Below are 18,997 nucleotides of genomic sequence, written 5' to 3' on the forward strand. Positions count from 1 at the left end.
TACAGCCAAGGCGGGGAATGTGGATTGACCACATTCGATCTCGCCCTTGGCGAGATTTTGCTCAGTCATACTGAACTTTCTGTCTTAGCTCGGCTTTACCGAGATGAGACTACATTCGCTCCTGTTACTAACTCCTTGAAATAGAATACTATTCCGGCAGCTATAAGATTATAGATTTTTAATTGCAATGAATGCTTACCCGCCCGAAACAGGGATGTTTCGGTTCCTTCATCAGAGGTAGATTGACTACCTCTGGTCTCGGACGAGCCGAGACTATATTCACTCATATCTGCACCTGTCTAACTGCCATTAAAACAATAATCAACGCCAGGTAGGTAAATCAAAAACCTTGAATTTTGCGGGTAAAACGAGCACTTGGATTTGCGCATGTCATACCATTTCAGTAAATCAGGCATTTATTGCAAGATAAAATTTTGTAAATTTATTACTTCAATAAAAAGCCCTAGTGATATGCGAAATTTTATTCTATTATTTGTTTTTTCTTGTTTACACGCTTATGGTAAGGGTCAAAGTTCATCACCGACGACGGTGAATATTCAGGGTGAACTCAAAATATGGCACAAGGTTTCACTTCTTTTCGATGGTCCACAAACCAGTGAATTGCAGGATGATAATCCATTTTTGAATTATAGGTTAGATGTCATTTTCTCGCAGGGTGAACATTCATATACAGTTCCAGGTTTCTATGCTGCCGATGGGAATGCAGCGGAATCCGGAGAAAGCACTGGTAACAAATGGATGGTACGCTTCACACCGGATCGGGTGGGTGAATGGAAATACAAAGTGTCTTTTAAGCGAGGTGAAAATATTGCAGTAAAAACCAAAGCGAATGGAGAAGGGGTAGGGGATGTGGATGGTGCATCCGGGGCCTTTCATGTAACAGAAACGGATAAAACGGGGAGGGACAACCGGGCTAAGGGCCGTTTGAATTATGTAAACAAGCCCTATCTCCAGTTTGAAGAGAGCGGAGATTATTTTATAAAATTGGGTGTAGATGCGCCTGAAAATCTATTAGCTTATTCCGATTTTGACGCCACACCCAATGTGTTTGACTTGCGCAAGGATTGGAATCCCCATAGTAAAGATTACAAAGACGATGCACAAAGTTATGTGTGGCAAGGCAAGCGAGGAATGAATCTTCTGGGTGCTATTCACTATCTGGCATCGCAAGGATTAAATGCCTTCTCATTTTTGACGTTTAATGTAGATGGTGATGATCGCAATGTATTTCCCCACTTACTGATGGTTTCGGAACGGGAATACAAAGAGTATGCCGACGTTAAGAAAAATAAGAATGCCTGGAATTCCATGTTCTATAAGACGCGCTTTGATGTTTCAAAGCTGGATCAGTGGGAACGCGTTTTTGACTATGCAGAGACGCAAGGTATGTTTCTTCACTTCAAAACCCAGGAAACAGAAACCGATCATTTGATGGATGGTGGAGTATTGGGTGTGGAGGCAAAACTGTATTACCGGGAACTGATCGCCCGGTTTGGTCATCATTTGGCAATGAACTGGAATCTTGGAGAAGAAAATACCCAGACCATTGAAGAAGTACGAAAAACAGCGAAATACATTCAACAGATAGATCCATACCAGCACCACAGAGTGATCCATACCTATCCCAATCAGGATGATCGGTATAAGGAGCTCGTTGGAAAACAGTCTGCGTTGACCGGTGCTTCCCTACAGTTGACCGACCGTTATTTTCGGGATGTGCACGACCGGGTATTGAAATGGCGAAGTCGATCCGATTCAGCTGGGAAGCCCTGGGCGATCGCTGTGGATGAACCGGGGAATGCCAAGTATGCTTTATTGACGGATGAGGAGAACCCTGGACATGATTCTGCCCGTGTGCATGGTCTGTGGGGTGCTTTGATGGGTGGTGCTTATGGTGTAGAGTGGTACTTTGGTTATGCGAGTCCACATTCTGATCTAACCTGCCAGGACTTTCGGAGCCGGGATTTGTTTTGGGATCAGAACCGGAGGGCGTTGGAGTTTTTTGAGAATGAAATACCGTTTTGGGAGATGGAATCTGCCAATGAGCTCACTAAAGATTCTCGATCATGGTGTCTGGCCCGTGAAGGGCAGATCTATGTGGTCTTTATTCCTCCAGGGCTGAGAACCACATTGCTTAATGTCCCTCGATCCGGTAAGAAGTATAGTGTGCAATGGTTTAACCCTCGTGATGGGGGCACTATGGTGAAAGGTAGCATAAGGGGTGTCGAAGGGGATGGATTTGTTGAATTAGGAATGCCTCCTTTTGATGAAGAGAAAGATTGGGTGGTTGTGGTTCGAAGGCGATAAATGGAACCATGTTCTATACTACTCATTCTTAAAATTAATTCCAGGTATGTGTAATGTCTTTCAGCACCACTGTAGATGGAAGCTTCTAGCATGTTTTTTCAATCGCCTCCAATCAGAAACTTTATAAAGGGTAGTACTGAGATTCCCTGACCCGCTTAGCCCGCTTTATTCACCATGCCAATCTGTTATGACGCATAATATGCAGTGCATCAATTTCGTCAGGTAGGTAAATCAAAAGTCATAAATTTTGCGGATTAGTCCGAATGCCATGGTAAAAAAACAGGGTCTATCTTAAATCCAATATCGTGGTGCAAAAATGTTAAGACACCGGGTATCAAGCTGATGGTTCAATAATTTCATCACAGCTTCCTCTGCTTAATTCCCATGGTTATAGGTATAATTTGTACCTTGCGAAGTTTGAAAAAAACAGCATGCAAAACTCGGAATATCGGAACATGAGATAGACTGGTCTACCCATGTGAGCAGGTTAAATGTTTTGAGTTTTCGATCGAGATCTTTTTACTGAGCAAGGATAGTGCAGTTTTCTTTGGTTCGTTTAAATTATCTTGCGCTATACGTGCCAGTCCAGATCATTACGGGATGAAATAAAACAACAGCAATGAACATCCATCATCAGACAGAAACCTTGAACTCTACCTTTGAAGCTCTTGTACAGCAGAAAGATTGGCGTTCACTCAAAGAGTTTTTAAAAAATATTCCTGCTGTGGATATTGCTGAGCTTCTGGAAGACATGGATTCGGAGGTGGCAGTTGTGGTTTTTAGATTACTGGTAAAGCCCAAAGCCGGTGATGTTTTCGCTTATTTAAGTACGAGCAAAGGGCAGGAGTTGCTGGAAATATTTTCTCGTCAGCAGCTGAGCGATGTCATGAATAACCTGGAGCCCGATGAACGGGTAACTATTATGGAAGAACTCCCGGGCAAACTGACGCAGAAGGTGCTTTGGTCCATGAAATCGGAAGATCAAAAACAAGTCGTCAAATTGCTTGGATATCCGGAAGAGAGCATTGGTCGATTAATGAATACGCGATTGGTGCGGCTTAAATCGCATTGGACAGTAGAAAAAAGTCTGGCTCACATTCGGGTGTTCGGTGATCAGGCAGAAACCTTAAATGTGATTTATGTGGTGGATGAAGCTGGAAAATTGATTGATGATCTCCGCTTGAACCAGATTGTCATGGCTGATCCGCAGACGCAAATTTCTGAAATCATGGACCATACCTTTGAAGCGCTTCAAGCGGTCGATGATCAGGAAGAGGCCGTGCGAATGTTAAGTAAATACGACCGGGTAGCAATGCCGGTAGTAGATTCAGATGGCGTCCTGGTAGGTATCGTCACCGTCGATGATGTGTTTGATGTAGCCGAAGAAGAAGCCACGGAGGATATGCAGTTGATGGCGGGGATGAATGCTCTGAATAAGTATTATTCAGAGACTGGTATTTTTGAAATGGTTAAGAAGCGGATTGGATGGTTAGCGGTGCTGTTTTTGGGACAAATGCTAACTGTGACCGCACTATCATCGTTTGAAGACACCCTGGCCGCAGCGGCTATTCTGGCCTTTTTTATCCCAATGATTATATCCAGTGGAGGAAACTCGGGTTCACAGGCAGCCACCTTGATCATCCGAGCCCTTTCGACCGGGGATGTGGGACGAAGTGATTGGCGTCGGATCCTTATGCGAGAATTGCTTTCCGGACTAATGCTTGGACTTATTGTGGGGATTTTGGGGAGTATCGTAATAGCGATGTGGTTAATGATGCGCGGTGAGATTCTGGATGTTCTTATGTTTTATCAGATTCTGACCATTGGGATGAGTTTGGTGGGGGTGGTAATTTTTGGAAATCTAACCGGCGCAATGCTGCCATTTATCATGACCCGGCTGGGACTCGATCCGGCGGTTACTTCGGCACCCTTTGTAGCTACCTTGGTTGACGTGACAGGTATTGTAATTTACTTTTCCATCGCTTCGTTCTTGCTCAAGGGCTTGATTGCTTGAGGTCTATTAAAGTAGTTTTCTAATCCAATCAGAACTAGTGCCGCCCCAGCGGAAACCTGCCGCACAATTGAGTAGATCAAATTATTTTAGAAAATAGATGGAATAATTGGTTTCGACTTATTCAATAATACATTGGTTTAATATGTTGGTAATCAATGGTTGAGATGGGTTTTGAAAAAATGAGTAAATACACAGTTACTTGGTAATGACAATTTATTTTCGCTCTTTTTTGCCCTTACCCAAGCGGGAAAAGACTGACAATCGACTCCTCTTCCTTGAGGGGTGGGGGAAAACGAAGTGATTATTCAGATGCTTGTTGTGTAGTTAAAAACATGATACAAGCGCTAACACATTCCAGTTGCCAGATAAGAAAAATAATTTAAGTACGATCCCATGTTTCTTAGCCATGAAAGCGTAAAATATCCACAGCTCCATCGCCCGGATGGTCCCAGCAAACTTTGGTTATGGGAAAATCAGGGTATTCCTCTGTGAATACGATCTGTCCTTGTTTCAATGGTGCTTCACCATTCCATTTTACTTCATACGCCATACCACGAGACCGGCTTTCTTCGACGATAAAATCAACTTCATATTTATCTGCGGTCCTCCAGTAGTGGAGATTTAGAGAATTGTGCCTTTCCCACAAGATTCTGAAAAAATAATTTTCCAGTACGCTGCCTTTATCCTGACGATCTGTAATAGGTCGAAAATCGTTAATTAGAAAATTTCTAAGTCCCGGATCCAGGATGAAGACTTTTTCCATTTTGGTTATTTCTTTCCGGAAATTTCTGAAAAATGGAGGCAGTGTGGCAATCATAAAGGACTTTCTGGCTACATAGATCATATTCTCTGCCTTCCGATACGGTAACTTTAATTGACGTGAAAGACTGTTGACGTTGAGTTGTTCGCCAATTTGTCCGGCAATAAACCGCATCAGTTGAAAGTATTTGAGGTCATCGGTCATTCCAGAATCGATCAGATCCTTCTTGACCACATCGGTGGCTATGTTTTCCAGTATGATTCTTTTCTCCTGCTCACTGTCAGCCAACACTACTTCCGGGTAACCTCCGAATTGCAAATAATTACCCAGAAGACTAAGGATTTTTGTCCGTTGAACTGATTTATATTTTTTGATGCCAGATAAGCGGTCCAGTTCTGGGAGCAAGTCTTCATTTTTAGTAAATTGTAGAAATTCCCGGAAGTTGAGGGTGCTGCTTTCAATTAGCCGTTTCCGGCCGATTAGTGAATCACCAAAATTTTTGTCGATGTAAAAAGAACTACTGCCGGTCGCAATGATCTTGAGGTTAGTATGATACTCGTCGTATAAGAACTTGAGCAGATTGGATGGATTATCGGCATATTGCACTTCGTCAATGAGCAATATAAACCGATCACCGGCTGATCTTGTAAAATATCCGGCGTATTGCAACAGGTTCTCTGGATTATCATTTACATCCTGCAAAATGAGGGGATTCTCCAGGCTTATATAAGCACAGGAATAGGGGTGACCCTGAAGTTTTTTTTACAATTGCTGCAAGGCGGTCGTTTTGCCGCTTTGGCGCGGTCCCAACAAGACAATAAGATGTTTTTTGTCAAGCAGGCTTATCATTTGCGCGATATATTTCCGTTCCATACTGACAATATCCGATAATATTGGCAAAAGTGTAAAAAATATCCGATAATTTTCACAAATCAGATAATAATATCTTGATTCATAGTTAGGAAGGCAGCATAGAGTGCAACGAATCGATATCGCTGAGGTGGTACAAGTTCTGTCACATAGTAGCCCAATGGGAGGAGCACTATAGAATAGCCTTTAATAAATAATAAAGCGCATTATTCCGCAGTGCTCCAGCTATGATTTTACTTATTCGATTGTATATCGTGCTCCTACATATATATTCCGCCCAAAAATCGGTCCCCAGGTCATCGAACTGTCAAAGTAATCCCCAAAAGGCTCTTCACTGGCCAAAATAGGATGAGATTGTCGTTTGTCCAGTAAGTTTTCTACGCCCGCATATACTTCAAACCGATTCCACAACCGGCTGAGTTGCGTGTTGACAACAAAGAACGAAGGGGAGTATTCCTTCAGCTGATATTCAGTTGGATTGGAAGCAGTGTAAGGGAGTCTTTTCTTTCCCTGCCAGTTGACCGTAAAGTCGATTTTCCATTTTTCGTTCCACGTTGTATAACCTACGTTACCAAAGGCACGGTGCCGGGATTGGAGAGGCTGTTGCTTAACACCACTTTTATAGGTGGTTTTAGCATCCACCCACCGGTACGCCAGACGCAGATCCAGATTGTGAATCAATTCATAATTAATCTGGGCCTGTAGAACATTGGAATATGATTTTCCCTCCAGGTTGTAGAAATACGCTTCTTGAGGACTTTGATCCAGATCCACTACGATGCGGTTTTCAAAATCAGTCCGGTAAGCATCGATCGAGAATGAACCATCCCGGTAGTCCAAGCGGAAGTTCTGAGTAAAGTTGATACCGGCATTCCACGCTATTTCGGGATCCAACCCATAATGGTAGCTGTTGGAAGTACCATTTAAATTCCAATTTCTCGAACTGGCCAATAAACCGAAATTCTCTGCAACAAGGGCTGCTGTCCGGAAACCTCGTCCTATCGACGCTCTGAATACCGAACTTTCTGCCGGTGCATAACGCAGATGCAATCTAGGGGTGAATATCGATCCAAATTCATTGTGGTGATCCAGCCTTACTCCGGCAACGACATCAAAGTTTTCCCGGGCTTTGTAGTTGTATTCACCATAAATGCCTGGAACCGCTTCTGTCCAGTCAAAGGACTGGTCGCCCAATTGTTCTTCGTATCTGTCATATTGAAAACTGGCTCCTGTTTTGATTCCATGATTGGTATTCCATAGAATGGTCTGAAATATATAGTTGGCATACAGTGAAGTCTGTTTTCCGTCATAGATTGTCTTTCCAAACCGACTATCTTCATGGTGGTAGGAAGAAGACATTTGGAGGCCCATAGATTTCCATGGTTCAGGAAACATAAAACCGATTTTTCCCCAACCCTCGATCCGGTCTACATTTCGAGTCATCCCCCAGTTCGTCGACGATCCGGGGTCTGCTTCCGGATCAAAGTTCATTTGGCCTCCGGTAAGCTCATTGGTCGTCGCCATGACGTGAAACTGAGCATTTACATTCTTACCGCTTCGGTATTGCCACCGACTTAAGCCAGAAAATCCCTGACCAATCGGGTGATCGAGAAAATTGTCATCATTTCGATCATTTTTAGAATTGTTATGGTTCCCGTGGAGTAATAAAGCAGTCGACCATTTTTCATTGAGGGTTTGACTAAAGTTGGCATTAGCTTCTTTTCGTCCTTCTTGATTGAGATATACATTGAGGTGCATCCGGTCGGTTTGCTCCGGCTTTTTGAGTTCGATGTTAATTTGACCGGCTATACTTTCGTACCCATTCAGTACCGTTCCGGCACCTTTGCTTAGTTGCATACTATTCACCCAGGGCCCTGGGATAAATGACAAACCCTGAACGGCATTTAAACCTCTGATCCCCGGCATATTCTCTCTGCTGATGACCGTGTACGGACTAGCCAGACCTAAAAGCCGGATTTGTCGGGTACCGGTCACCGCATCAGTGAACGAAACATCCACACTGGGTGAAGTCCCGAAACTTTCGCTGAGATTACAACAGGCTGCTTTACGTAGTTCGCCCTCTGATATTTGCTCCATCTTCAACGGGTTAATGGTAGATATCTCCGTGGATTTCTTTCGGTAGGTTACTTTTACCTCATCCAACGTGACCGCAGAATTAAGATGTATGACGAGCGGTTCGTTATTATTTACCGTGATGGTATCACTTTCATAGCCGGTGTAGCTAATGACGAGTTGTTCGGAATTTGCATTTACAGGAATCTCAAATCGACCTTCTGCATCGGTAATCGTCCCTTGGGATGAGTTCAGCCAAAGCACATTGGCTCCGATGAGTGGGAGATCCTCTGCGCCTTCCGAAGTAGCTGGTTCCAATACTTGTCCGCTGACCACCTCCGTGGACTGAGAAAGAGCAGAATTTAAGAATACAAGTAAGAAAATAAGAGTTATATATATGGTTTTCATAGTTATATTTTTGGATAAAGATTATATTAGTCAGGTCTTCCCCGTGGATTGAAAAGAGTGCCTCCGTACACAATGACGTATGGAGTGTTTGGTATTTGGAAATGGATTATGATGGCTGCTGTAAAAAACACGTTTTTAAGGATTGCAAAAGGCTCGGTTCCGAAATATGGACCGATTCCTTTTTTTAATCGTCAAAAAAGAAGTCCCCATCAACCATCATAATCCTGATTTCTGGTTACTCAAACCCTGTCCGGGATAGATGGTCGGTCTTAATGAACTTTCACACCATCCCGGTAGGCACAGCAGTCGGGTAATTTCGCGTAGGCTTCTTTTGGTGCTTTTTTCTTACCGTTGTCATGTCCCGCCTGGGCTACAGCCGTGGCAATTTCATCCATATTGGTTCTTTTGGTCTTGTATGTGACGGTAAGACGTTGGGCCTCCTTGTCCCATTCAGTGAGTTTAACTCCTCTGATAAAAGCTGCTTTTTCAATGCGTTTTTCACACATTTCACAAACGCCGGTGACGCTTAAAGTGTCGGTCTGAATCTTCTTTTGAGCCGAAGCTGTCAGAGAAAAAAATGCGAAAAATAGGAAGGCTGTAAATATCTTAAATTGAGTTTTCATCTTTGATTTTTTAAAATAACAATAAATAATAGGGTGTAATTTCCGATTCTGAGCGCAGAATACGATTAATTAATGGGTTGAATTAACCGGATGGCTTTCAACCGTAAAAAATCAAAGATTGGTGCTTGAGATACAAGGGGGGAGAAGAAGTGTCCTGTGGTCCTTTGATAGGGAAGAAATCCTCGCTGATATCGGGACCATCTGAAACCTCGAGTGTCGAATAAGGAAGAACCGGCAGAGCCGCGATTTTTACGAAGAAGCGGTTAGACATGAGTGCCAATGACCTTTCTGATTCGTAGAGCAACGAGAATTCGAGATCAGTACAACATTCAGATTCATTTTCCGGAATGTTGCAGCAAGAATTGTCGTTACATGCCACAGCCTCCTCAACTTCAAATAATGCTATGCCTATGAAATCATCACCACAATAATGACTCACGCCATGGATGCCCATAGAGACAAACACATACAGTGCGAGAAGTGGTAAAGTAATCAGTTGCTGCATAGTCAATTATCTGAATAAGCAAAGATATGAAAATTAAAATTGTTGTCAAAAGAAACCATCTTTTTCATGAGGCATCGGACCCCATTTTTGGTTTTTGACCGACATTCGAATTACATAGACCCTGCGAATTCAAGGGATAATATATTTTGATTAAAAAATTGATAAGAAATATTAAATAGAAAGAACTTATCAAGCCGGAACTCCTTCAAATATCTTATATTTATCAGCAATGACATGCCATAAAGCCTAAATTGGTTGGTACGATATCGTTTTTTGTCCAACCCGATTTGTGTACGACTTGATTTTTAATTAATCCACTAGTTGATGATTATGATACACCCTCTCAATGAATGCTGATGAAAACTCCTTTATTATTCTTTAGTCTGTGCCTGATTTTGTTTTTCTCGTGCCAATCAACTTCGGTTGATTCGGGAGCACAATTAGATTCTGAGTTGGATTTATTTAACCAAAAAAACATTGTTGATCTGACCCACGATTATTCCGATGAAACGGTTTATTGGGTGACTGCCAGAGAGTTCGAGTTGGATACGGTGGCCTATGGTCATACTGAAAACGGTTATTTTTATTCTGCGTTTAATATTTCCACAGCGGAGCACGGCGGTACGCATATTGATGCCCCCATTCACTTCGCAAAAGGCAAACAGACAGTCGATGAAATTCCCCTGGAAAAATTAATGGGAAATGCGATTAAGGTGAATGTCACAGCAAAGGTGACGGACAATCCGGACTACCAAATTTCAGTTCAGGACTTTGAAAATTGGGAAAATAAACAGAATATGCAAATTCCCGAAGGCAGTATTGTATTAATTGAAACGGGTTTTTCAGCCTATTACCCCAATAAAATTAAGTATCTGGGAACGGACAAACGCGGGGAAGAAGCCTTGGATCAAATGCATTTCCCGGGCATTTCACCGGAAGCAGCAAGATGGCTGGTGAACAATAGAAATATTAACGCGATCGGGCTGGATACACCAAGTATTGATTATGGCCAATCCAAAGATTTTGAGAGTCATGTGATTTTATTGTCGCACAATATACCGGGATTTGAAAACCTGGCCAATTTGGATCAGCTCCCTGACAAGGACTTTATGGTGATCGCCCTGCCTATGAAAATCAAAGGGGGCAGTGGAGCCCCTCTAAGAATCGTAGGGGTGATTAATCAATGAGGTTACACGCCAATTCAGGCAAATCTCCTGAATTTTCAGGAATAAGTCCTTGATATCTACGACATACCCGATTTGTTGTGTTTTGGAACATCGAGGAAGCATTTATACACTTTTATTTTTGCCTTTCGCCAGGATTATTCATGAAATTAAATTTATTCAGATCCAAGGCGTGACTGAATGGAGTCGGAGTGAAATGAAGACCAAAAATGTAAATCCATTTTTGATGAAGGAACCAAAGTGCCCTCATTTTGGGAGGGCTGTTAGGAATAGTGGACTATTTCAAGGCTTTCGCAACGAAAGAGATGGATGAATTTAATTCAAACAACTTCCATATTTGAGAAATATTCAATTTCTCAAATATGGCTGATAGTGAATTAGCTATCGTTCTAACATGCCAAATTTTATTAGTTGTGGTGAATAGTTCAGGTTAGGAAACTAACTTGACATTATTATGATGTAATCAAAGATTGCTATGATAAATTATTGGTTTAGGAAAGTTAGTCCGCATTGCGGACGTCAGGTCATAGCCAGGGTCACAAGACCCTGGAATATTTGAGATGATTGATTTGAGTCCGCCTGGCGGACGACAGATCCCAGGTGACATGAGGGAATAAACACATATGAGTGCAAGACGCTCGGATGAGTTTTTAAGGATGAAAGAAATTTATTACCTTGGCTCCATGGACAGAAGACAAGCATTACGATATACCGGCTGGATCGCCGGCACTGGTTTACTGGCACCTGGGGTATTTGCTGCTTTGCAGAGTTGCCGGAATGCGCCGGAGACCGGTTCCTGGACGCCGCAGGTGCTTACAGAGGATCAAGTTAATCAGCTGACCACTTTGGCGGATACGATCGTGCCACGGACCGAGACACCCTCTGCCTCCGAAGTACGGGTTACAGAATTTGTGGATCTTCTGATGGCTGAAGTGCTTTCTGATGATCAGAAAAAATCGATTGTGGGTGGTTTAGAGGAATTAGACCAGGCTGGTGAAAAACAATTTGGAGCGAAATTCTCTGATCTTGCGGAAGAGCAACGGCATGAATTGGTTCTGAAGATCGATGATCATGCTTTTGGGATTGAATCCGCTGACGATTATTCAGCTTCGTTTCTTTCCGGTTATCGGTATCTCAAAGGCCTAATTCTAATGGCCTATTATACGTCGGAAGAAGGGGTGAAGCAAAATCTGAATTACAGGCCGGTGCCGGGTACTTATCACGGGTGTATTGACCTGCCTGAAGATGGGAAAATAATGGTTGGAAATCACATCTAAATCAAATTTACATTTAAATAGAACAGCGTGGAAAAATCATACGATGCCATCGTCATCGGATCCGGAATGACCGGCGGATGGGCAGCCAAAGAGTTTACAGAAAAAGGATTGAAAACATTGGTGCTGGAACGGGGGCGCGAGGTCAAGCACATCCAGGATTATCCGACCATGCACAAGGCGCCCTGGGAGTTTAAGTACCGAAAAATGGACGATCCCAAGGTGAAAGAAGAATACCCCATTCAGAGCCGTAAATACAACTTTAGCGAAGCTTCCAAACACTTTTTTGTCAAGGATACAGAACATCCCTATGAGCATCCGGAAGACAAACCCTATTTGTGGTTTCGTGGATATCAGACCGGAGGACGCTCAATGCTGTGGGGGCGTGGATCTTACCGATGGAGTGACTATGAATTTGATGTTCATTCGACGGACGGTCACGGGGTAGATTGGCCCTTTCGGTACAAGGATATTGCGCCCTGGTATGATTATGTCGAACGTTTTATCGGAGTAAGTGGAAGCAAAGAGGGGTTGAAGCAATTTCCCGATGGGCAGTTTTTGGAACCTATTGAGTTGAATTGTGTGGAACAGGAAGTCAAAAGCAGACTAGAAGCCCACTACCCGGATCGAAAATTGATCCCAAACCGGATCGCCCATTTGACCAAGGTCGAACCTGGGCAGTTTAAAGGGCGCTCCCAATGCCAAAACCGAAATTTGTGCCACCGGGGGTGTCCGTTCGGCGCGTACTTTAGTAGTAACAGCTCCACACTACCTGCTGCCGCGGAAACGGGGAACTTAACGATGGTGCATCATGCCATCGTAGAATCCATTCTGTATGATGCAAATAAGGATAGAGCCACGGGCGTACGAGTGATTGATGCCAATTCTCGGGAAGTCACGGAATACAAGGCGAAGGTCATTTTCTTATGTGCATCGACCATTCCTTCCACTGCCATCCTGATGCGATCCACCTCCAATCGATTTCCGAATGGGCTCGGTAATACCAGCGGTGTTTTGGGCCATTATCTGATGGATCATCACAAAGCAGTTGGTGGAAGAGGACGATTTGAGGGGATGCTGGACAAGACGTATTCCGGGTTCCGACCCGGGGCGACAGCTATTCCCCGGTTTGTTAATCTCGAGACTAAAGAAAAGACATTCTCAAGAGGGTACGGCATCTGGGGAGGCGCCAGTCGATCCGGGCTGAATATGAACCAAGCCGGGATCGGTGCAGATCTCAAAAAGCGTATAACACAGCAAGGCCCCTGGACCGTGGGACTGGCGGCCTATGGAGCCTGCATCCCCTATTATGAGAACAGAATAGAACTCGACCCGGAGAAAAAAGATGACTGGGGACTTCCGCTGGTGAAAATTACCGCGGAGTTCAAAGAGAATGAATTTGCCATGCGCAAACACATGGAAGAGCAAATTCGAGAGATCCTAGAAGTGATGGGATTGTCTGACATTCGAACCTATGCGAATACTCCGGTCCACGGCGATTCCGTCCATGAGATGGGGACGGCCCGGATGGGACGGGATCCGGAGACTTCTTTCCTGAATGAATACAACCAAAGCCACGAGGTCCCCAATTTATTTGTCACGGATGGTTCGGCCATGACGTCTTCAGGACACATGAGCCCATCGTTGACCTATATGGCATTGACGGCGCGGGCGTGTGATTATGCAGTGAAGCAGATGAAGTCCAATAATTTTTAATGGTGAATTTTTAATTGAGGGTTTGTAGTTTGGTTCTTGGCCGTTGGTTTATTCCTTGCGTTTTGAAGGGTAGCCTTACTTTGTGACGGTATGTTTGAGTAGGTGGTTGAGTTTGTGGTTTGGTATATTAACATTGTCCTGCCGAAGAATACCATCTGTATTGATGTATAGACGAGTGAATAAACAGAACAAACCAGTTTTTAGAGTTGTATTGCGGCTTGGCATCTATCTTTTGCGAGGGTTTAGTAATTTACGGGTATGTAAGAATTGTAGGCGAAAGTGTATTCGTCCGGCCACTCTAAAGCCTTCATTTTCTGGTGCCATACATTTGCAGAAAACCCTGTAACGGCGGTTTTAACCGCTGATTTTTGGTGAATAAATTCTCTGCTGTATAACCTGACGAACTTAGTTCCTGGTGCAGTAGTATATTAGCTTTCTACTGAGTGATTGGAAGTCTGATATCCCGGTTAGCATCGCAATCTCATTCAGTCGAAAAACAGTACGACTGTTCTGGTATATGCTTAAGATGATATCTTTTTCTATGATCTGTGAACTGTACATTACAAAAATTCGTGTGTTCAGTTCACATCATAAGAAAAAAACGGTGAAAATTAAAATTCGATTTGTGGATTTTAAATCCTGAACCTTAATTTAGGGACCTTCCACCTGATGTCGGCTTATATATCCGTCTTGTAGTTTTCGATTCATGAGATTAGTTGCGGCCAAGGATTATTTTATTCTTGTTCCGAGTCTTTTGTCATTTGGATCTCTCCTACAATCCCAGATCATTATAATTAGAAGCAGTTGATCGAATATTTCATATACTATCTAATAATCTCCGGTTATTAATGCTCGGACAGAATTGTAATCTGTCTTTGTTCCTAACAAAGGATTGCCAGACAACAAAATGATGCTTTTATTAATTTTGGTGTTTAATTTGTTACTATAACTCGTACTTATATTTCTTTGGACATAGCACTCAAGAATGTTGTATAAGTCAGATTTAGCGTCTGTTGACCATTCTATTTAGTATTCAACCATTGATCAATCTCTATTTGTAGATCGTTGTGTGAGGTCGTCATATTTCGTTTTAATTCATTTCTTGCTACATCAACTCGTTTTTTCTGATAGTCGCTTAATTTATATTCACCTTCAGAAACCTTTGATTCAAGAATGGTCTTGATGGCATTTAGAAAGGATGCATCTTCAATGTGAGATAGATGTTCGGTTATAATATGTCTTAATTCAACTGTACTCATCGTAAGCTATTTATCCAAAAATACTCAATTTTTAAAATCTATCCTGACTGACGGGTTTTATTTAATGCTGTGAATTCCGTTGGCATGCATAACGATCTATTTTTTTTAACTAGTGCATGCGGAAGTAAGTTCGTATTGGTAAGCGAGGTAGTGGTGTCAGACACTTGCTGGGTGAGCTTTGCGCGTCAGGGTAGTGTCTGGCACCTGAATAACGGATACTCACCAGAAAGTGTCAAACATTCCCCGCTCGCTCTTATCTCATCTCAAATGTCAGACACTAATGCTGAGAATACCCATACGGACTTCGTGCACTAGCAAATCAATAAAACCCTCCGACTTTACAAATTTCATTATTTTTCCCTTAGATCCAGCTTCAAGCCCATAGCTTCAGACAAAAGAAAAAGGTTGGATATGCAGAAATCTTCCCCTTTTTGATCCTGGAGATATACGGTCGATGTTTTCCGATTTTCAGCGCTAGTTCTTCCTGATTGAGTATAACTTCCTTTTTTTCATTAAACTTTACTATCCTTACTTTCATTCCAATCCCAATCCCCTTCTAATTTTCTTTTGTGAACTATCTTTTCATATTCCATACCGTCTTCAATTCTATGCAGCATGGCTTTTGCACCAGGGGAACTATTCATTAAGTAAAAAGCTATTGAGGAGTCAAAATATTCTTGATGGACTTTATTATAAAGAGATTGGATTTTTTCTATTACAATCCCAAATTTTTCTCTAGTGGCCTTTTCGAGAGGTTTTACACCTGGTTTTTTCATAGACAAATCATAATCTATGTGGACTATCTTTTTATTCCTCCAATCACGACAAAATTTGGATGCCTCACACAATTCCTTGATAGCTGATGCAAACTCGGATTGAAAAGATTTATCTTCAATAAAATCTTCAACAGCTCTAAGTGTTATGTTTCTTTTACCCACTGATTTTTTGGGGTCCGTAATTCTTGTGACTCCTATTAATAGATGATTCCACAAAACCCTTTGTATTGTATAGAAGAAAAATGGAGCAGCTTCATTCATTAGTAATATCCTGGATTCTTTTACCCCATATAATTCTTTGAATTCTAGCCACTGATAAGTTAACCTGATGATTTCATTGTGAAGCGAATAAAATAGGGTTCCAAATTCCTGGCCTAATTTATTCACCATTTTAGCTTTTATTTCATTTGCTGTTTTGAAGCTCATAGATCATTCTTTTGATTGATGTATCTCTTAAGATGAAAGGCACACTTGAAGGTGCCGTAGTGAGCGAAGCCGAACTGTGCCTTCCATCGGGATATCATCCCACACTTTCCTCAATCAATTCAATCTCTTCCTCCGTCAGATCGTATAACCGGTATACCATTTGGTCAATTTCAGCTTCCAGAGCGGAGGTGTCGGCGGTGGTGGGATTGTCGGCTTTGATATTCATAATATCTTCAACAAGTTCTCTGATGTGGTCAGCTTTTATAATGGGAAGCTGTTCGAGATATTGTCGAATAAACCGGTAATAACCTCCTCTTATGGTTTGCGTCAAGTTTGAATACACAAAGAGTATTAATTTAGAATTCAGTAATCCCAAATCTGATTTTGTAAGACCTGGCATTATGTAGGCTGTATTCACGGAATAAAATCCTTTATTGTCCAATAGCGCTTCACAACGTATGGCAATATCAGGTAACATAACTTTCTCTTTTTCAAATTCATCGTAGTAATCACATGAACGTAATTCCCACCAATAATCTCCCTGATCATAGCGCGCCTTGGCTTTTTTCTCGAAACTTTGAAGGTGGGCACAAATAGCCGGAAACTTTTCTTGTAATTTATTCCATGCATCAGATTTATTCAAGTCGCCAAACCATTTTTTTGTAATGCCAGTTTTAAATAAAATAAGAAATTTATCACTCTTCGGAGGACGGTATCGTTTAATGTCCCGACCGGCTAAAAACGGTTTAATAATTTCAGCACTGTTGGGATCTTTATCAATAATTTTATCCTGAGTGCCACGATCGATAACGAAAGCTGCGTTAAGTCCGGTTAATAGACCACGATATATCTTGCCGCTTACATATTCTCCCAAAGGAACCCCTTTGCTCTTTATCTTTTTCAACAGATGCTGAACTTGTACATCTACGAGGTTCCATCCATCATTAGACAGCAACCTTTGATCGTCTTTAAAAGCGTTTTGCTTAATGTACTCCTTCAAATTTTGTTCGAAATCGAGGGTATGAACATCAACTGCGGTAAATTCATCTGACTCAGGAGAAGATTTGCTCATATGCCAGATACAAGGATAAGTGGTGGCTTCTTCGAAAACAGGAAGGTCGCCAAAATCGATGATGCTTTGTATGTTGAGTAAATTTGCCCATTGCCTTAACTTAGACCCATACCTGGATCGCATCCACTTATTGGGCAAAATATAGATAAACTGGCCATCGGTTCTTAATAGCTGTACTCCACGTTCTACAAAGTAGACATAAAGATCAGCAGTGCCTGTACCTGTCGTATAATTTTGGGTTAAGTAAGGTTTTGATTCTTTGAATTCTTCTTGTCGGATGTAGGGCGGATTCCCGATCACCACATCAAAACCCACAAAGTCTCCTTCTTCATCCAGCACTTCCGGAAACTCAAACCGCCATTCGAAAGCATCCTCATAGATTTTATTAGCCTTGATTTCATCGATTTCTGCTTCCAGCTTTTCGATGCTTTTGGTTTTCTTTGCCACCTTTTTGTCCCAGGCGGCTTTTTCCTTTTTTGCCATCTCAAAAAGCTGGCCTTGATTGGTCAGCTGAAAAAGTTCACCGGACAATTTATTGAGCTTTCTCACCTTGGGATCGTTGCGGTTGATTTCGCTGCGGAAGTCCCACTTGATCCCGTCCATCAGTCGTTCCATTTCCCGTTTCTGTTCCTTCGTTTCCGCATTGCGGTATGTATCGACCGCTATACGATAACCGTCGATGGTCCATTTGCTGCTCTTGAGGGCTTTGCTGAGGTCGGCATCCAGGTCAAACCGGCTAATCAGGGAATTCCCGCACTTGATGTTGATGTCGATATTGGGCAGTGTCTCCAGCTCGGTTTCGTTCTTGTAATACGCGTTTTTCAGCAACTCGATCCACAAGCGCAACCGGCATATCTTGACCGAGTTCGGATTAATGTCGACACCAAACAAACAATTTTCGATGATGGTTTGCTTCTCGTGAAAAAGCGTTTCCTGGACCCGCTGGCTTTCTCGGTTATTGGGTCGGTAATCAAACAGGTGTCCGTCACCATCGGTAATGATCAACTCGTCATTCTCCACTTCTATAAAATAATCTCGCAGTAGTTTCCCATCTTTATCTTGCAATACGCGGAGCTCACTTTTCAGTGCGATGATTTCATTGAGGGCAGAGACGAGGAAATGGCCGGAACCCACAGCCGGGTCACATATTTTGAGGTTGTTGATTACTTCATTGACAGAATTCTTATCGATCCGATCCCCGATCTGATTGTACACATCGGTAATGGATTCCATATTCACGCAGTTCTGATGTCCGCTTTCAATGATTCGCTCATTCATTTTCTGGATAAAGGCCTTTCGTATCGTCTCCCGGCACATATACATGGTGATAAATCCTGGGGTGAAGAAGGAGCCATCTTTGTACCCGTTGATTTTTTCAAAAATCAATCCCAGGACCGATGCATTGATCAGCGTTTTATTTTCTTCCTGGATGGTTTCTGAACCTTCACTACTGAAGTCATAGGCATTCAGAAAATCAAATAAATATTCGAGCGTGGTCAAATGTCCGGTACGCTTTTTCCCCCGATCATCTTTCAATACGGTAGAAATTACATTGTCGGTACGCCACAACCATTCTATCGCCCTCATTGGAATCGACAGATTGCGATGGGTTTATCAGCGCGAGGTGAATATGTGATGCCTGTTTTTATCATCAGTGTGGGAATCGGGACCCATGTTCTCCACAAGGGGGGAGATTTTCGAAGTACCTA

Annotated in this window: 14 protein-coding genes and 1 pseudogene; 5 read left to right on the top strand and 10 right to left on the bottom strand. The window is 42.5% G+C overall.

Features of this window, described 5'->3' with window-relative positions; all coding sequences use genetic code 11:
* Window positions 1–95: 95 nt before the first annotated feature.
* Window positions 96–287: a hypothetical protein gene (locus KUV50_RS14850; RefSeq protein WP_222580964.1), complete on the bottom strand. Its 192-nt coding sequence runs from the start codon at window positions 285–287 to the stop codon at window positions 96–98.
* A gap of 184 nt (window positions 288–471) precedes the next feature.
* On the opposite strand from KUV50_RS14850, the gene KUV50_RS14855 reads away from it, so the two are divergent.
* Window positions 472–2,328, top strand: a complete 1,857-nt coding sequence (locus tag KUV50_RS14855) for a DUF5060 domain-containing protein (protein ID WP_222580965.1) — start codon at window positions 472–474, stop codon at window positions 2,326–2,328.
* A gap of 619 nt (window positions 2,329–2,947) precedes the next feature.
* Window positions 2,948–4,342, top strand: a complete 1,395-nt coding sequence (gene mgtE, locus KUV50_RS14860; protein ID WP_222580966.1) for a magnesium transporter — start codon at window positions 2,948–2,950, stop codon at window positions 4,340–4,342.
* A gap of 400 nt (window positions 4,343–4,742) precedes the next feature.
* Here mgtE and KUV50_RS19465 read toward each other — a convergent pair whose 3' ends face one another.
* The 5 genes and pseudogenes from KUV50_RS19465 to KUV50_RS14880 form a co-directional block, all read right to left on the bottom strand.
* Window positions 4,743–5,306 (bottom strand): DUF4143 domain-containing protein, encoded by a 564-nt coding sequence (locus KUV50_RS19465; protein WP_315899990.1) that lies wholly within the window; start codon window positions 5,304–5,306, stop codon window positions 4,743–4,745.
* Window positions 5,307–5,540: 234 nt separating this feature from the next.
* A pseudogene (locus KUV50_RS19470) lies at window positions 5,541–5,837 on the bottom strand (AAA family ATPase); the annotation flags it as partial.
* Window positions 5,838–6,209: 372 nt separating this feature from the next.
* On the bottom strand, window positions 6,210–8,453 hold the full coding sequence (locus KUV50_RS14870) for a TonB-dependent receptor plug domain-containing protein (RefSeq protein ID WP_222580968.1): 2,244 nt from the start codon (window positions 8,451–8,453) through the stop codon (window positions 6,210–6,212).
* A gap of 269 nt (window positions 8,454–8,722) precedes the next feature.
* Window positions 8,723–9,076: a heavy-metal-associated domain-containing protein gene (locus KUV50_RS14875; RefSeq protein ID WP_222580969.1), complete on the bottom strand. Its 354-nt coding sequence runs from the start codon at window positions 9,074–9,076 to the stop codon at window positions 8,723–8,725.
* A gap of 97 nt (window positions 9,077–9,173) precedes the next feature.
* Window positions 9,174–9,581, bottom strand: coding sequence for an HYC_CC_PP family protein (locus KUV50_RS14880; RefSeq protein ID WP_222580970.1), 408 nt, complete (start codon window positions 9,579–9,581; stop codon window positions 9,174–9,176).
* Window positions 9,582–9,937: 356 nt separating this feature from the next.
* On the opposite strand from KUV50_RS14880, the gene KUV50_RS14885 reads away from it, so the two are divergent.
* The 3 genes from KUV50_RS14885 (at window position 9,938) to KUV50_RS14895 (ending at window position 13,755) form a co-directional block, all read left to right on the top strand.
* On the top strand, window positions 9,938–10,768 hold the full coding sequence (locus KUV50_RS14885; protein WP_222580971.1) for a cyclase family protein: 831 nt from the start codon (window positions 9,938–9,940) through the stop codon (window positions 10,766–10,768).
* A 620-nt stretch (window positions 10,769–11,388) separates the two neighbouring features.
* A complete protein-coding gene (locus KUV50_RS14890; RefSeq protein WP_222580972.1) occupies window positions 11,389–12,042 on the top strand; it encodes a gluconate 2-dehydrogenase subunit 3 family protein in 654 nt (217 codons plus the stop codon).
* Window positions 12,043–12,069: 27 nt separating this feature from the next.
* Window positions 12,070–13,755, top strand: coding sequence for a GMC family oxidoreductase (locus KUV50_RS14895; protein ID WP_315899988.1), 1,686 nt, complete (start codon window positions 12,070–12,072; stop codon window positions 13,753–13,755).
* Between the two features lie 1,022 nt (window positions 13,756–14,777).
* On the opposite strand, the gene KUV50_RS14900 is transcribed toward KUV50_RS14895, so the two are convergent.
* The 4 genes from KUV50_RS14900 to KUV50_RS14915 all read right to left on the bottom strand — a co-directional run bounded on the left by KUV50_RS14900 (window position 14,778) and on the right by KUV50_RS14915 (window position 18,875).
* Window positions 14,778–15,014 (bottom strand): hypothetical protein, encoded by a 237-nt coding sequence (locus KUV50_RS14900; RefSeq protein ID WP_222580973.1) that lies wholly within the window; start codon window positions 15,012–15,014, stop codon window positions 14,778–14,780.
* A 373-nt stretch (window positions 15,015–15,387) separates the two neighbouring features.
* Window positions 15,388–15,552 carry a helix-turn-helix domain-containing protein gene (locus KUV50_RS19785; RefSeq protein ID WP_222580974.1) on the bottom strand — a complete coding sequence of 55 codons (165 nt, stop codon included), beginning with the start codon at window positions 15,550–15,552 and terminating at the stop codon, window positions 15,388–15,390.
* Window positions 15,527–16,216 carry a hypothetical protein gene (locus KUV50_RS14910; RefSeq protein ID WP_222580975.1) on the bottom strand — a complete coding sequence of 230 codons (690 nt, stop codon included), beginning with the start codon at window positions 16,214–16,216 and terminating at the stop codon, window positions 15,527–15,529. Before KUV50_RS14910 ends, KUV50_RS19785 begins: the two co-directional genes overlap by 26 nt.
* Before the next feature lie 94 nt (window positions 16,217–16,310).
* The gene (locus KUV50_RS14915; protein ID WP_222580976.1) at window positions 16,311–18,875 is read right to left on the bottom strand and encodes an Eco57I restriction-modification methylase domain-containing protein; all 2,565 of its coding nucleotides are present in this window, start codon (window positions 18,873–18,875) and stop codon (window positions 16,311–16,313) included.
* Window positions 18,876–18,997: the final 122 nt, after the last annotated feature.

The organism is Membranihabitans marinus (assembly GCF_019802045.1).
GTDB lineage: Bacteria > Bacteroidota > Bacteroidia > Chitinophagales > Saprospiraceae > Membranihabitans > Membranihabitans marinus_A.

What these genes read in the sequence shown, in the direction of transcription:
- KUV50_RS19785 (WP_222580974.1), bottom strand. Translation starts at nt 15,552, where the DNA reads ATGAAAGTAAGGATAGTAAAGTTTAATGAAAAAAAGGAAGTTATACTC.
- KUV50_RS14850 (WP_222580964.1), bottom strand. Translation starts at nt 287, where the DNA reads ATGAGTGAATATAGTCTCGGCTCGTCCGAGACCAGAGGTAGTCAATCT.
- KUV50_RS14870 (WP_222580968.1), bottom strand. Translation starts at nt 8,453, where the DNA reads ATGAAAACCATATATATAACTCTTATTTTCTTACTTGTATTCTTAAAT.
- KUV50_RS14875 (WP_222580969.1), bottom strand. Translation starts at nt 9,076, where the DNA reads ATGAAAACTCAATTTAAGATATTTACAGCCTTCCTATTTTTCGCATTT.
- KUV50_RS19465 (WP_315899990.1), bottom strand. Translation starts at nt 5,306, where the DNA reads ATGACCGATGACCTCAAATACTTTCAACTGATGCGGTTTATTGCCGGA.
- mgtE (WP_222580966.1), top strand. Translation starts at nt 2,948, where the DNA reads ATGAACATCCATCATCAGACAGAAACCTTGAACTCTACCTTTGAAGCT.
- KUV50_RS14910 (WP_222580975.1), bottom strand. Translation starts at nt 16,216, where the DNA reads ATGAGCTTCAAAACAGCAAATGAAATAAAAGCTAAAATGGTGAATAAA.
- KUV50_RS14890 (WP_222580972.1), top strand. Translation starts at nt 11,389, where the DNA reads ATGAGTGCAAGACGCTCGGATGAGTTTTTAAGGATGAAAGAAATTTAT.
- KUV50_RS14915 (WP_222580976.1), bottom strand. Translation starts at nt 18,875, where the DNA reads ATGAGGGCGATAGAATGGTTGTGGCGTACCGACAATGTAATTTCTACC.
- KUV50_RS14880 (WP_222580970.1), bottom strand. Translation starts at nt 9,581, where the DNA reads ATGCAGCAACTGATTACTTTACCACTTCTCGCACTGTATGTGTTTGTC.
- KUV50_RS14900 (WP_222580973.1), bottom strand. Translation starts at nt 15,014, where the DNA reads ATGAGTACAGTTGAATTAAGACATATTATAACCGAACATCTATCTCAC.
- KUV50_RS14885 (WP_222580971.1), top strand. Translation starts at nt 9,938, where the DNA reads ATGAAAACTCCTTTATTATTCTTTAGTCTGTGCCTGATTTTGTTTTTC.
- KUV50_RS14855 (WP_222580965.1), top strand. Translation starts at nt 472, where the DNA reads ATGCGAAATTTTATTCTATTATTTGTTTTTTCTTGTTTACACGCTTAT.